Raw genomic sequence first — 15,863 nt, 5'->3', positions numbered from 1 at the left:
ACAATAATGATGAACAAGATTAAAAAAAATATCCTATTAGGTTTTTTATTGCTATCAACCATTTGCATCGCTCAAACGATTGACAATCCAATACTCCAAAGGCAGGATTTCAAAAACACTACAAACAACACAGTAACCGTCACAAACTATAAAAAAGGTAATACAAATTACCTTTATGTAGGAGGTGACGGCGGAACAATTGATGTTTTTTCTATCGATAAAGCGGGAACATTGACTGCTGTGAGCAACCATAAACTTACTAATGACAAAGGGCCTGCAAGGGGGCTTGTTGCAGATTCGGTTGATGGTACAGACTACCTATTTGTAGGGAATAAAGGCGCTAATGCTGTTGAAGTATTTAAAATTCAAAACGATGGTTCTCTCAACCGAGTTTTTGTAGTTAACGATACTGACCAAACTCATTTAGGCGTAGTCATCACTTTACAAGTGGTACATATGAAGCAATCGTCCTATCTTTTTGTTGGCGGATTAGAAGACAATCCTGGATTAAGCTCTTTCAAGATAAATAGTAACGGATCATTGACTCATATTCAGTCGCAAAAAGACGACGATAAAATTCATACCGATGGTATTATAGGAATGTTTACCCATAAAATAAAAGGTAAAACGTTTTTATATACTGGCGGTTTTCAAGACAATGGCGTTAGTAGTTTTAGAGTATACGAAAATGGAACCTTCAAAAATATAAACAATATAGATGACAACACTACCGATAGATATCTTACTGGAACCTATCCTGTAACAGGTATTACATTAGGAGGCAATCACTATGTAGTGGTGGGACATAGGCATCATAAATATTACAAAAGAGGTAATTTTATTAAAAAGAAAGATTTTGTATACCATGGTGATGCTGTGAGTGTTTTCAAAATAAATAACAAAGGAGCACTTATCCCTCACTCTACTCTAATTGATGATGATAAGACAATGCTTTCTGGGCAAACAAGAATAGAAATCCTAAGTATTAGTGATAAAGAAGCTATTGTTGCGGTAGGAACTAGAGACGACGAAAGTATTCAACTGTGTAAATTAGACGCCGCTGGAATTCTTACTCCTTTACATTATTTAAAAACGGGATATCCAATATATTATGGTTTGAGCTCTTTAAAAATTGACGAGAATCTTTTCTTTGTCGCTGGCTCAGTTAGATTTGATACTAAAAAATTAGTTAGCTATAAAGTATCTCCTGAAAACACGAACACTAATGGAAAGGTTTTAAGACATATAGTTAACCTGAAATTCAAAGAAAATATAAACGAAAAAGAAGTTAGCGAGGCACTTTCGACTTTTGAAAACTTAAAAAATAAAATTCCAGAAATCCAGAATTTAGAATGGGGATTAAACGACAGTACAGAAGGACATAGCAAAGGTTTTAAGTATTGTTTTACTATTACGTTTAAAGATGCTCATGCAAGAGAAGTATATCTTTTTCACGAAGCCCATTTACAATTGGTAAGCAAAGTAGGCCCGTTACTAGAGGATGTTTTTATTATGGATTATTGGACTAAGGAATAATAATAAGTTTAAAGGAGTTATTTCAGGACGGGACACAAAGTAAAAATCTACCCCTCTTTAAATCTTTTTTAAATGAGGGGTGTTGTTTATTCCCATCGATAATTCCTCCTGTACTTTATTAGTACAAACTGAAAAAATGTCATTTTTTTCTAAAAATTTAATAAAATTTTAAATAAAATAACATCTATTTTTTCTATACAACTAACTAATTGTCAATTATTTGAGTTTGGTATTTTCTTTGCGATACTTAAAACGAAAGATAATTAATGTTTAACTTAAAAATTTATTATTATGACAATTGTTAGATACCAAAATCAGTTTCCTAGTTTATTTGACAGATTTTTTAATAATGATTTTGACAGTTGGAATAGAGACAATTTTTCAATGACAAACACAACTTTACCTTCTTTGAACATCAAAGAAAATAGTGATGCTTTTTTTGTTGAAGTTGCTGCCCCTGGATTTGAAAAATCAGATTTCAATATTGAACTGAATGATGATCTATTAACCATATCTTCAGAGAAGGAAGTCAAAAATGAGGAAAAAGAGGAAGAAAGAATTACCAAACAAGAATTTAGCTACCAATCTTTTACTCGTTCCATAAGACTCCCAGAACTAGTTGAAGAAGATAAAATTCAAGCCAAGTACGACAACGGAATTTTATCAATTACGATCCCAAAAAAAGAAGAAGCTAAACCAAAACCTATAAAAAAAATAGCAATTAAATAATTTGCGTTTCTATAACAACAAGAAACACACAGCTGAAAGTTCATAGATTTGGTAAGCAGACGTAAAGTCTGTATGGTTTTAGCTTTTGATTAGCCACAGACCTGCCTCGGCAGATAGGTCTCTGGCTTTTTTTATCTAAATTAAAGAAGAAAACTTAATTAGAAATATCCTCTAATCCCCATTTATCCAAACTTCTCAAAATAGCTTCGAGTGATTTTCCTCGTTCTGTTAGTTCATATTCTACTTTTAGTGGCACAACGGGGTATATTTTTCTGGTAATAAGACCATCTTTTTCTAGTTTGCTCACTGTTTGAGTAAACATTTTATTAGAAATTTTAGGAATCATTTTTTGTAATAATCCAGAGCGCAAAGCATCATTTAATAAATGGAACACAGATTAAAAAGATTAAAAGGATTAATCTGTGGCTAAATTTATAAATACTAATATCTATTGTTATTAAACATATTTGACTTTGTAAATAGGGACATAAGAATTTTTGTTCCGATTTTTTATTATCTAATTTTTGTTGTGTACTCAACTTTCGCCCCAGACCGCAGCGGCAGCCCCGAGAATTTGATGGCTATTTTTTACAGCCGATAGAGAGCGACCAGAGGAAGCTCCTCTAGTGGCTAGTAAAAAAAGCCAGCGAATGGAGGGCTATAGCGGAGTGCTGGAATTGGCGCATAAAAAAACCTTTGAAAATACAGTTTTGCGAATGAATTTAAAAAGGTCTTTTATTTTTTTGAGTTAACTTTTAGCTATTTGCTTTTTGCACTAAGGCCAAAACTAAGGCCAGTTGTTCTTCTCTTGTCATATCTGAATTATCGATTTCGATAGCATCTGGAGCTTTTACTAAAGGGGAATTGGCTCTATGGGTATCAATATAATCTCTTTCGACTACATTAGCATACACTTCTTCATAAGTTACTGCATCTCCTTTTTGAGTCAATTCGTCAAAGCGTCTTTGCGCGCGAGTTTCTGCAGTTGCGGTCATGTAAATTTTGAGTTCAGCATCTGGAAAAACAACAGTACCAATATCCCTACCGTCCATTACAATTCCTTTGCCTTTACCCATTTCTTGTTGTTGTTCAACCAATTTTGCTCGAACTTCGTCTACTGTAGCAATTTTGCTCACAAAGCCAGAAACTTCAATGGTACGGATTTCTTTTTCAACATCCATATCATTCATAATCATTATTGCAAAACCTAATTCAGGTTTGTATTCAAACTGCAAACGAATAAAAGGCAAACTATGAATTAGTGATTCTTTGTCAAAAAACTCCTCAGTGATATATCCGTTTTGCATAGCAAAAAGTGCAATAGCACGATACATAGCGCCAGTGTCTACATATACATACCCTAATTCCTTAGCCAGTTGTTTTGCCAAAGTACTTTTTCCTGTAGATGAAAATCCATCTATTGCTATCGTGATTTTTGAAGTCAAAATGTTCTATTGAAAATTAATGGTTAAGCCAAACAAACTAGTATTTCCCGCCAAAGTGTATCTAGAATACGAATAATTGAATTTTAATTTATTCATTTTCAAACCCAATCCTAAAGAAAATCCAGAAAAATTGCGCTGTTCTACTATTTTTAACTCTTGAGCTCTTCTAAAATTATAACTCAATCGTAAATTGAATGATTTTTGAGGAAACAATTCAGCCCCTAAAATAACATGTCGAAAAGCATTTCCTAAAAATGAAACCTTTTCTTCTTTGGAGCTACCGTCAAATGAGGATTCAGCTCTATTAGGATTTGAAAATGAAATATTCCATTGTTGCATATTTTCTAAATTCAAATGCCAGCGAATAGGTACATGCTCTAATTCTTGAGAAACTCCAAGAATAATTTCCAATGGTAATTGTTCTCTAATTCCAGAATAGGTTGTGAATTGCGTTCCAATATTTCGAATTACCAATCCCCAATTGATATCATTTTGTTCATCGATGTAAATTGCACCTAAATCTACTGCACCTCCTAAAGAAGAATAGGTCTCTAAATTAGAAGATATCAATTTAGCATTAGCTCCGATATACAAACTAGTGTTAGGGATGTTGTACGAATACCCTCCAGATAATGCTATTTCACTTCCTGTAAAGGAAGCAGTTTGTTGCCCGTTTTCATCATAACCTTCAAAATCACCATAGTTAACATAATTTACACCTGCATGAAAAGTTTGCAAATGTCGATCATAAGTATAAGCATAAGATGCTGTACCATAAGTTACTTCTCCGTAATAATTTCCATAATTAATCGCTAAATGATTATGCATGTCTGCATTTATAGATGCTGGGTTAAATATTCCTTGATTAACATCTTCATCATATAAAGTTACTGTTTTTCCTCCCAGTGCTGCTTGTCTAGGAGAGGTCACCAAACTCAAAAATTGATAAACACTCTTACCTCCTATTTGTGAATAAGACAAAGAACAAAAAAATAAAAACAAATAAACTAAATGCCTTTTTAACATGTTTTAAATTTCTCTAGTGGTTCGATTAATACCAATATATATTTGATAAGCAACACGTCTACAATGTATTATTTAGTCAAAATAGTAGCATTATACCAAAATGCTTTAGGTCAAACTAGAATACATTTTGTGTATAAAACGCGTTTGCGAAGATAAAATTAATATATAATAATTAGTGGCTTTTTTTGCTGAAAATCAAATATTAAAAATAAAACCAAAATTAAGGCGTTTATTCAACCTTAATTTTGGTTTATTTTAATTCTATAAAAAAGAATTTGTTTTATAGGTTTTTAGCGTTTTTTACTTTTTGATTTGTAATGGCTATTTCCAGTACTTCACTCATTTCTTTTACATAATGAAAAGTTAAACCTTCAATATATTCGGGCTTAATTTCATCAATATCACTTTTGTTTTCGTGACAAAGAATGATCTCCTTGATATTCGCTCTTTTAGCCGCTAAAATTTTCTCTTTGATGCCACCAACAGGAAGCACCTTTCCTCTAAGGGTAATTTCGCCAGTCATTGCGATATTTTTCTTTACTCTTTTTTGCGTAAACAAAGACACCATTGAGGTCAACATCGCTATTCCTGCACTCGGTCCATCCTTAGGTGTGGCTCCCTCTGGCACGTGAATGTGAATATTATATTTGGTCAGGATTTCTGGATTTAACCCTAGCAATTCCGTATTTGCTTTAATATACTCTAATGCTATCGTAGCAGATTCTTTCATTACTGTACCCAGATTCCCTGTAATCGTCATTCCTCCTTTTCCTGGAGAAATTAGTGATTCTATAAATAGTATATCACCACCTACACTTGTCCAAGCCAAACCTGTTACTACACCAGCTACATCATTGGTTTCATACTTATCTCTTTCTAATCGAGGTACCCCTAATACTTGAACAATGTCTGCATCGGTTACTTTTTTGTTATATTCCTCTTCCATTGCTACTGACTTAGCCGCATTACGAATCACTTGTGCAATTTTAGCTTCTAATCCACGTACACCTGATTCCCGAGTATAACCTTCTACAATCTTTTCTAATTGTTTTTTACCAATTGTCAGCTCTTTTGATGTTAGTCCATGTTCTTTTAGTTGTCTTGGAAACAAATGTCGTTTGGCAATCTCAACTTTTTCTTCAATTGTATAACCGGACATTTTAATCACCTCCATTCGATCTTTCAAAGCAGGTTGGATTGCCGCCATATTATTGGAAGTCGCAATAAACATTACCTTAGACAAATCATAGCCAAGTTCAACAAAATTATCATAAAATGCATTATTTTGTTCAGGATCTAGTACCTCTAATAATGCTGATGAAGGATCGCCATGATTACTATTGGATAGTTTGTCAATTTCATCCAAAACAAAAACAGGATTAGAAGTCCCTGCTTTTTTCAAACTTTGGATAATACGACCTGGCATTGCTCCGATATAAGTTTTTCGATGACCTCGAATTTCAGCTTCATCACGCAAACCACCAAGAGAAATTCGAACATACTCTCTTCCCAATGCTTCTGCTACCGAACGCCCAATCGAAGTTTTTCCTACTCCTGGAGGTCCTGTCAAACAAATTATAGGCGACTTCATATCGTTACGCAATTTTAAAACTGCAAGATGTTCAATCATACGTTTTTTAACATCTTCTAAACCAAAATGATCTCTATCTAAAATCTTTTGGGCACGTTTTAAATCAAAATTGTCTTTAGAATATTCGTTCCAAGGCAAATCCAATAATAATTCCAAATAGTTTCTTTGAATTCCAAAATCTGGCGCTTGAGGATTCATACGTCTCATTTTGGACAATTCCTTCTCAAAATGCTTTTGACATTTTTCGTCCCATTTTTTGGTTTTAGATTTTACCAACATTTCGTCCATCTCCTCTTCTTGCGAAGCGCCACCCAATTCTTCTTGAATGGTTTTCATTTGTTGATGCAGGAAATATTCTCTTTGTTGCTGGTCTAAATCAAAACGAACTTTGGATTGTATATCGTTTTTGAGTTCTAATTTTTGCAACTCAATATTCATGTACTTCAAAGTTTCTAAAGCCCTGTCTTTTAGATTATTTATAGCAAGTAAATCTTGTTTTTCTTTAACTGATAAATTCAAATTTGAAGTTACAAAATTGACTAAAAATGACTGACTTTCAATATTTTTGATTGCAAATGTAGCTTCACTTGGAATATTAGGACTTTCTTTTATGATTTGAATCGCCACATCTTTTACCGAATCTAGAATAGCCAAAAACTCCGTATTTTTCCCTTTTGGTTTTTTCTCAACTATATCTGTAATCGTAGCCATCATATAAGGTTCTTCCTCTATAATCTCGGCTATTTCAAATCGTTTTTTACCTTGTAATATTACAGTAGTATTACCATCAGGCATTTTTAAAACACGTAAAATACGCGCTACAGTACCTATTTTATGGATATCATTTTTATTAGGTTCCTCTACATCTTCATCAATTTGAGCCACTACACCTATGATTTTGCCCGCTGCGTTAGCATCATCAATTAGTTTTATCGATTTATCACGACCTGCAGTAATTGGAATTACGACACCTGGAAAAAGTACCATATTACGCAAAGGTAAAATGGGAATTGTTTCAGGTAATACCTCATTCATCATTTCCTCTTCATCCTCCGGAGTCAATAGCGGAATTAATTCGGCTTGTGAATCAAGCTCTTGAAGTGACAAATTGTCAATTGTACTTATTTTATGATTTGACATAATTATTTTGAGTCATTTTGTCATTAAATATAAAGATATTCAATTACAAAGTTAAAGTTATAGTGTTATATTTTATTGATAATCAATTACTAGCTCCATATATAGTAGTAACTTCTTGCAATAAAAACAATCATTATGCCACAATACAAGTGTTATTGTAGACTATAATTAAAGTTAAACTATTATTTCTGATTTTTTAGGGATTCTTTTCAATAATAAAACACCAATTATGAAAAATACCGCCAAAAAGACAATCGCAAATCGAGGACTGCCAGTAATCTGATCGATTAATCCATACACAAGCATTCCAATTACAATTCCAATTTTTTCTGCCACATCATAGAAACTAAAAAAAGATGCCGTGTCCTTAGTTTCAGGTAGTAATTTGGAATAGGTAGAGCGTGACAGAGACTGAATACCGCCCATGACCAAACCAACTAATCCTGCCATAATATAAAACTCGACTGGTTGTGTTATAAAATAAGCTGTAATGCAAAGCAAAACCCAAAAGGAATTTATAGCGATTAGTGTTGGGATATTACCAAATTTAGACGAAGCTTTAGATGTTAAAAAAGCCCCGGCTATGGCTACTAACTGAATCACCAATATACAGATAATTAACCCCGTAGTACTTTCACTTTGAGATGTCCAAGCGATTTCTTGAGATCCAAAATAAGTAGCAATCAGCATGACGGTTTGTACTGCCATACTATAAACAAAAAAACTACTCAAATGGACTGCACCCAAAAGTTTGGACAAATTTATAATTAATTTTGATAATAATGAGCTCGGTATTTTATCGGGCTCATTTTGTTTAAATTTGATTTAATCCTTTCATTATTATAATACAATATATACTCTTTGATTTCTTGTTTTAACTGATTTATCGAATTAAATTTTTTAAGATAAAATAATTCAGATTTTAGAATTCCAAAGAAGTTTTCAATGATAGCATTGTCTAAGCAATTTCCTTTTCTTGACATACTTTGTTTAATTCCTTTTTCTTTTAATAATTGTTGATATTGTCGCATTTGATAATGCCATCCTTGATCAGAATGTAAGGTTAAGCTCGTGTTGTTTGGTATTGTTTTAAAAGCTTTTTCTAACATCACTTTTACTTGTGCAAACACAGGTCGTTCCTTCAATTCGTAGCTAATTATCTCTTGATTAAATAAATCAATAATTGGTGATAAATATAATTTTTTGCCTGAGACATTAAATTCGGTAATATCGGTTGCCCATTTTTGGTTAGGTGCTGCTGCTTTAAAATTTCTGTTTAACAAATTAGGAGCTATTTTTCCTTGTTCTCCTTTGTATGATTTGTATTTTTTAACTCTAATAACACTTTTTAATCCTAAAGATTTCATTAGTCTTAAAATTGTTTTATGATTAATTATTACTCCTTGATTGTTGAGTTCGTCTGTAATTCTTCTATAGCCGTAACGGCCTTTATGTTTGTGGTAAATACGTTTTATAAACTCTTTGATTTCAAGATATTTATCAATCGATTTACTTCGTTTTTCATAATAATAAAAACTACTCCGTGCCATATTTGTTTGATTCAAAAGTAAATTTAAATCGTACTTATGCCTTAATTCCATTATGGCTTGCGCTTTTTGGCTTGCTCTTCGGCTTGAATTAAGGCCTGGAACTTTTTTAGTAAATCATTCTCACAACGAAGAAACTCTATTTCTTGTAATAGCTTTTCTTCTTTAGTTAATGGTTTATCAGACTTACGTTTTTTACGTTTAAAATCACTCATCTTCTTGGGTCTACCTCTTGGTTTTTGTTTTAATCCTTCAAAACCAAAGTTAATAAAATCTCTTTTCCATTTTACTATAATTGCTGCATCAGGTATGTCAAATTTTACACAACAATCTCGAAGCGATAAAGATTCTTTCTGAATGTACTGCAATATCTTAAATTTAAAATCAGAACTATAACTACGGTTCTTTCTCGGTACTAAACCATTTTCACCATAGTGATTATAGAATCTCACCCATTTTTCAACATTTGACTTACTAACCCCTTTTTTATTACCTACAGATTCACAAGAATAATGCTCGTTGATAACTAATTCTACACATTCAAGTTTAAATGCATAATCATACTTGACTTTTCTTTCCATAAAAATACCCCCAAATAGTGTCTAACTTTTTGGGGGCAGTGTAAAATAACCTTTTAAAATAGTGTCTTGTTTCAGTAACTCCCATACTTTCTTCAATTCTTTAAAACCGTTAAAGAGTATCGATTTTGTTATTTTCTGTTCCAAAGTTCGATTTCCTTTGGGTAAAAAATAGTAAGTGTATTGACTGAAAAATATCCACCAAATTCCAACAGTTACAAAAGAGTAACGCATGGCCTTCATGGCTGCTGTCCCTTTCGTGCCAGTGATACCAAAAAAATGAGGTTGCATCACCATTCCCAAATTAACAATTAACAACAAAACACTTCCAAAATAACCTAAAGAATATCCTTTTGCACTGATAGCATCTTGCTGTTCCGAATAAGCAATATCAGGCAAGTAGGAATTATAAAAAACCAAACTACCCCAAAAACCAATAAGTCCTAAAAAATAAAACAGTAACCCAAAATAAATATTTTCTAAACTAAACCAATTTAATCCTATACATGAAAGGGCTCCTAAATAGCAAAAAAATTGCATAAAGATCTTCTTGTTCCCTACAAAGTCAGCTATTCCAGATAAAAGTGGAGATATAAATGCTACAACTAAAAATCCAAAAGCAGTCACAAAGCTAATTAAAGCCGAGTTTTTAAAATGGTAGCCAAAAACGGTTAAGTACGGATTTTTAGCATCAAAAAGAGCATTATAAAAAATCGGAAAAATAGCTGAGCTAATTACCAATGGATAGGCCGAATTTGCCCAATCGTAAAATGCCCAAGCATTTAATAATTTTTTGTCTCCCTTTTGCAAAGTGCTCATAATTGATTAATAAAAAGAATGAATGAATTGAATCTATTTTTGTCAAAAAAAGAGAAGTTCATTCACAGGAATAAACTTCTCTTTGATACTAAATGTATTTTTTTATTTAAATACAACTCCAAATTTAGCTGCAACTGCTTTTGCTTCTGGAACCATTGCTTTTAAATTAGCAATCCTAGTCGCATCAGAGGGGTGTGTACTTAACATCTCTGGTGGAGCTTGTCCTCCAGAATTAGACGACATTCTAGTCCAGAACTGAATAGATTCTTCTGGATTATACCCTGCAATAGCCATTAATATTAATCCTATTTTGTCTGCTTCTGTTTCGTGACTGCGGCTAAAAGGTAGCATCCCTCCCACTTGAGTTCCTATTCCGTAATATTGTTGCCACATTTGTTGTTTTTCGGCACTTTGATTTCCTGTTGCAACAGCTACACCTACAGCACCTAATGATTGTACTTGTGCAGCACTCATACGTTGTGCACCATGGTTCGCTAATGCATGAGAAACTTCATGTCCCATAACCGTTGCAAGTCCTGCATCATTCTTGGCAATTGGCATAATTCCAGAGTACACTACAATTTTTCCCCCGGGCATACACCATGCATTTACATCTTTGCTCTCTACTAGTTTGTACTCCCAACGGTAATCTTTTAAGTATTCCGTTTGTCCCAAAGAAGCTAAATATCTTTCTGCAGCCCCTTTGATTTTAGTACCAACACTTTCAACACGTTTCGCATCAGTGGTTCCAGTAATCACTTTGTTTTCCTTCAAGAATTCTCCATATTGCTGAAAAGCAGTTGGAAACAATTCGCTATTAGAAACAAAATTTAATGTCTTTTTTCCGGTAAGTGGATTGGTTGCACAAGCTACCATTAAGCCTACAACACCTAAACCAATAAATATATTCTTTCTCATCATTTTTTAATTTTATACAAAAATAAGAATTTGGATCAATCCCCTATAATATGTAGGACTCTAAATTCTTTTTCTACTATTAAATAATTGTTTTCATTTATTATTTTTTTATCTATGTCTATTTCTTCATTGTTAATTTGTATACTTTTTACCTTGAATGGCAATCCTATTAAATTGATTTTATATTTAGAATAATCTGTTTCGTATTTTCCATCTTTATGCAATTGTATAATTAATTCTTTCTCTTTACCCGTTACTTGAAAAGACAAATAACTATACCTCCCTTTTTTATAATCATAACCATCTTGGGCGTCTTCATAAACCACAGATTTTTCGATTCCTTCTTTGTAATACAAATCTAAAATTAATTCATCAAAATCTAATTCACCTACAAATTGCTGTATGGGATACTTTGGAATGATGGCACCTGCTTTTACAAAAACTGGTATTTCGTCAAATTTCGAATCTACCCACATTTCTTTCCCGCCCTTAACCAATTTATTGTTCCAATAATTATACCATTGACCTTTGGGAATATACATCCTTCTTCCTAAAGAATTAGGTTCTAAAATTGGACAAACTAATATTTGATTCCCGAAAATAAACTCGTCATTTCGATAATGTGTTTGAATATCTTCTTGGTCAAAATACACCAATGGTTTCAACATCGGCAATCCTTCTTCTATATATTGCCAGAACATCGTATACAAATAAGGTAAAAGTTGGTAACGAAGATTGATGAATTTCCTTGTAATATCAATCACCTCTTCATCAAAAGCCCAAGGTTCTTGATCTCCATGATCTCCAGACGAATGAGCCCTACAAAAAGGATGAAATACCCCTAACTGAATCCAACGGGCGTACAATTCACCAGTAGGTTTTTCAGCAAATCCACCTATATCAGAGCCTGTAAATCCCATCCCAGAAAGATTCAAACGCTGCACTTGGATATTAGCAATCCATAAATGTTCCCAAGTGGCAACATTATCACCCGTCCAAGAGGAAGTGTAGCGTTGTGCTCCAGCATAAGCAGATCTCGTAATCACAAATGGTCTTTTAGGGTAGATATATTTTTTTATCCCATGATAAGTAGCTCTTGCCATTTGTGTCCCATAAATATTATGGGCTTTTCGGTGACTACATGGATTTCCATCATAATCGTGTCTTACATCCATAGGGAAAGTTTTGTTTGGCACCTCCATTACTGCTGGTTCATTCATGTCATTCCAAACTCCTTTTACCCCTATATCAGCCACTAATTCCTTAAATAAACCAGCCCACCATTCGCGCACTGTAGGATTTGTAAAATCAGGAAAATTACATTCTCCTGGCCATACTTTTCCTTTCATATAAGGTCCATCGGCTCTTTTGCAAAAGTAATCATTAGCCAATGCTTCTTTATAAACAGAATACTCCTTATCTATTTTGATACCTGGATCAATTATCACCACTGTTTTAAACCCATCAGCAGATAACTCAGAAACCATTCGTTTAGGGTCAGGGAAATGATTTTTGTCCCAAGTAAAACATCTGAATCCATCCATATAATCAATATCAAGGTAGATGGCGTCACAAGGAATTTCCAACTCTCTAAATTTAGATGTTACTTCTTTGACATTACTCTCAGGATAATAACTCCATTTGCATTGGTGAAAACCTAAAGTCCATAGAGGAGGTAACTCTGGTTTACCTGTTAAATCTGTATAAGAAGTAACCACATCCCTCATTTTTGGTCCATAGATAAAGTAATAATTCATTTCACCTCCTTCTGCCCAAAAACTGGTTACATTTCTTCGCTCATGTGAAAAATCAAAAAAGGATCTAAAGGTGTTGTCAAAGAAAATTCCATAGGCTTGCTTGTGATGAAGCCCAATATAAAAAGGAACTACTTTATAAAGGGGCTCTTGGTCTTTTTGAAATGCATATTGATCGGTAGCAAAGTTTTCTAACTTTTTACCTTTCAAATTCATATGAGTGGCTTTGTCTCCCAAACCATAGAAACATTCTCCTTCCTTTGAGGTTTTGCTCATTTTGACAATATTTCCACCTAACTCATAACTTTCCTCCCAATGAAAACCTAATTCATCTTCTAAAATGACTTTTTCTTCTATGTCAAAAATGGAAATTCTTAAATCGTTTTTTTGGATTTTACAAATAACTTTACTAGTCTTGATCTGGAAATAGGTAGCTTTTTCAATTAATTCCAGAAAATTATATCCATGTAAGTGGTTCTTATCTATAGAATATGAAAAATCGTTGCTAAAATATCCTTTTGTAGTATATCTAAATCGCAACATACTATCTCTCAATATTGTTATTTTTAGAATAACATTATTATCTGTATAAAAATATACAGAATCTACTTCGTGTTCGTGGGAAACAATTTTAGAAGGATATAAATCTCCTTTATATTCTAAATAAGTATTAGTAATCATGTTATCACTGTTTTTTTTAAAAACTTTTAATGTCCAAATTTACAATAATTCTTGCTGGAAGGAATTTTATTATTGGTTATTATAACAAAATACATATTCCAAATTAGGACATAAAAAAATACCATGTTACTATTAAATCAGTTTCATTAATAGCAGCATGATATTTTTGTATTATAAGGTTAAATTTATGTTATTTTAAAAACGACCACACTTAAAGGAGGTAGTGTAATTTCAGCTGAATAATCTCTACCATCATAAGGTGAAGATTCAATACTAATTTTGCTCAAATTAGAAACACCACTTCCGTTGTAGCTTTCAGAATCACTATTAAATATTTCAACTAATTTTCCTTTTCTTGGCAAACCAATTCTATAGTTCTTACGCACAACTTGTGTAAAATTACATACCACTACAACGTTCTCTTTAGGATCGTTTCCTTTTCTAATATATGACATTACCGCGTTTTGATGGTCAGAATAGTTTATCCATTCGAAACCATCTGGGCTAAATTGCTTTTCGTATAATGCTGGTTGTGATTTGTACAAACTATTCAAATCTGTAATAACCTTTTTAATACCTTCGTGAACTGGATATTGTAATAAATGCCAATCCAAACTAGCTTCAAAATTCCACTCAGCACTTTGTCCAAACTCAGCCCCCATAAACAATAATTTTGTACCAGGATGGGTAAACATATAACTGTACAAAAGTCTCAAGTTGGCAAATTTTTGCCATTCATCACCAGGCATTCTTCCCGCGATAGATTGCTTACCATAAACCACTTCATCATGTGAAAGTGGCAACATGAAATTTTCAGAAAAAGCATAAGTCATTGAGAAAGTCAAATCATTTTGATGGTATTTTCTATAAACTGTATCTTTTTTGAAATATTCTAAAGTATCATGCATCCAACCCATCATCCATTTCATTCCAAAACCTAATCCACCTACAAAGGTTGGTCTTGAAACCATTGGAAAAGAAGTGCTTTCCTCAGCAATAGTCTGTACTCCTTCAAAATTAGAATAGACCGCTTCATTAAATTCTTTCAAGAAACTAATAGTATCTAAATTTTCTCTTCCACCAAATTCATTTGGCTCCCATTCCCCATCTTTTCTAGAGTAATCCAAGTACAGCATCGAAGCAACTGCGTCTACACGCAAAGCATCAATATGGTAATGTTGCATCCAGAAGATCGCATTACTAATTAAAAAAGAACGCACTTCATTACGCCCATAATTAAAAACTAAACTTTTCCAATCAGGATGGTAGCCTTTTCTACGATCAGGATGTTCGTATAAATTAGACCCATCAAAGAATCCTAAACCGTGTGCATCATCTGGAAAATGAGAAGGTACCCAGTCCAAAATTACTCCAATACCAGCTTGGTGTAATTTATCTACTAGGACCATAAATTCCTGAGGATTTCCAAAACGAGAAGTTGGCGCAAAATAACCCACCAACTGATACCCCCATGAAGGGTCGTAAGGATACTCCATTACAGGCATAAACTCCACATGTGTAAAACCTGTTTCTTTTACGTAATTCACTAAGTCCTCAGCAAATTCTAGATAGGTTAAAAAACGGTTCTCCTCACCATGACGCTTCCAAGAACCCAAATGTACTTCGTAAACTGAAAATGGTTTGTCCAGACTGTTGTGTTCTTTTCTGGTTTTCATCCATTTTGAATCTTTCCATTTGTAATCAAGATCCCAAACTACAGAAGCGGTGTGTGGCGGTTTTTCACAATAAAATGCAAACGGATCTGCTTTTTCCGTTATAAGTCCGCCATTATTTGATTGAATTTTATATTTGTATGTGGCTCCTTTATCAAGGTTTGGAATAAATCCTTCCCAGATACCCGATGAATCCCAACGCACTTGTAATTGGTGTTCCCCTTGAATCCAATAATTAAAATCCCCCACAACAGAAACAGAACGAGCCGTGGGTGCCCAAACTGCGAAATAAACTCCTTTTACCCCATCCACTTCAATAAGATGCGCTCCTAATTTTTCATAAAGTCTGAAATGCTTTCCAGCTTTAAATAAATTGATGTCAAAATCAGTAAAAAGAGAATATGTTTGTACTTTATTCATTTTTTG

General features: G+C 33.3%; 11 protein-coding genes and 2 pseudogenes. 2 read left to right on the top strand and 11 right to left on the bottom strand.

Features of this window, described 5'->3' with window-relative positions; genetic code table 11:
- Positions 1-9: 9 nt before the first annotated feature.
- On the top strand, positions 10-1,536 hold the full coding sequence (locus ACNH59_RS13230) for a Dabb family protein (protein WP_418262996.1): 1,527 nt from the start codon (positions 10-12) through the stop codon (positions 1,534-1,536).
- 291 nt (positions 1,537-1,827) lie between these two features.
- Entirely contained in the window at positions 1,828-2,265 is a 438-nt protein-coding gene (locus tag ACNH59_RS13225) for an Hsp20/alpha crystallin family protein (protein WP_320888770.1), read from the top strand.
- Positions 2,266-2,419: 154 nt separating this feature from the next.
- On the opposite strand, the gene ACNH59_RS13220 is transcribed toward ACNH59_RS13225, so the two are convergent.
- From ACNH59_RS13220 to glgB, 11 genes and pseudogenes are all read right to left on the bottom strand, one after another.
- A complete protein-coding gene (locus tag ACNH59_RS13220) occupies positions 2,420-2,659 on the bottom strand; it encodes a winged helix-turn-helix transcriptional regulator (RefSeq protein ID WP_418262995.1) in 240 nt (79 codons plus the stop codon).
- Between the two features lie 361 nt (positions 2,660-3,020).
- Complete coding sequence (cmk, locus tag ACNH59_RS13215; protein ID WP_418262994.1) at positions 3,021-3,710, bottom strand: (d)CMP kinase; 690 nt, start codon at positions 3,708-3,710, stop codon at positions 3,021-3,023.
- Between the two features lie 6 nt (positions 3,711-3,716).
- A complete protein-coding gene (porQ, locus tag ACNH59_RS13210) occupies positions 3,717-4,736 on the bottom strand; it encodes a type IX secretion system protein PorQ (RefSeq protein ID WP_418262993.1) in 1,020 nt (339 codons plus the stop codon).
- A gap of 280 nt (positions 4,737-5,016) precedes the next feature.
- Positions 5,017-7,467 (bottom strand): endopeptidase La, encoded by a 2,451-nt coding sequence (lon, locus tag ACNH59_RS13205; RefSeq protein ID WP_418262992.1) that lies wholly within the window; start codon positions 7,465-7,467, stop codon positions 5,017-5,019.
- A gap of 174 nt (positions 7,468-7,641) precedes the next feature.
- Positions 7,642-8,202: pseudogene (locus tag ACNH59_RS13200) on the bottom strand (MFS transporter); the annotation flags it as partial.
- 32 nt (positions 8,203-8,234) lie between these two features.
- Complete coding sequence (locus tag ACNH59_RS13195) at positions 8,235-9,068, bottom strand: IS3 family transposase (protein WP_418262091.1); 834 nt, start codon at positions 9,066-9,068, stop codon at positions 8,235-8,237.
- Positions 9,068-9,595, bottom strand: coding sequence for a helix-turn-helix domain-containing protein (locus ACNH59_RS13190; protein WP_418262092.1), 528 nt, complete (start codon positions 9,593-9,595; stop codon positions 9,068-9,070). Before ACNH59_RS13190 ends, ACNH59_RS13195 begins: the two co-directional genes overlap by 1 nt.
- 45 nt (positions 9,596-9,640) lie before the next feature.
- Positions 9,641-10,411, bottom strand: a pseudogene (locus ACNH59_RS13185) (MFS transporter); the annotation flags it as partial.
- A gap of 102 nt (positions 10,412-10,513) precedes the next feature.
- Positions 10,514-11,329, bottom strand: coding sequence for a M48 family metallopeptidase (locus ACNH59_RS13180; protein WP_418262991.1), 816 nt, complete (start codon positions 11,327-11,329; stop codon positions 10,514-10,516).
- Positions 11,330-11,364: 35 nt separating this feature from the next.
- A complete protein-coding gene (locus ACNH59_RS13175; protein ID WP_418262990.1) occupies positions 11,365-13,764 on the bottom strand; it encodes a glycoside hydrolase family 31 protein in 2,400 nt (799 codons plus the stop codon).
- 185 nt (positions 13,765-13,949) lie between these two features.
- Positions 13,950-15,857 (bottom strand): 1,4-alpha-glucan branching protein GlgB, encoded by a 1,908-nt coding sequence (gene glgB / locus ACNH59_RS13170; RefSeq protein ID WP_418262989.1) that lies wholly within the window; start codon positions 15,855-15,857, stop codon positions 13,950-13,952.
- Positions 15,858-15,863: the final 6 nt, after the last annotated feature.

Source organism: Flavobacterium faecale (assembly GCF_048320115.1).
In the GTDB taxonomy this organism is placed as follows: domain Bacteria; phylum Bacteroidota; class Bacteroidia; order Flavobacteriales; family Flavobacteriaceae; genus Flavobacterium; species Flavobacterium faecale_A.
The sequence above is the reverse complement of the archived record's forward strand: the minus strand, read 5'-3'. Positions and strand labels throughout refer to the sequence as shown.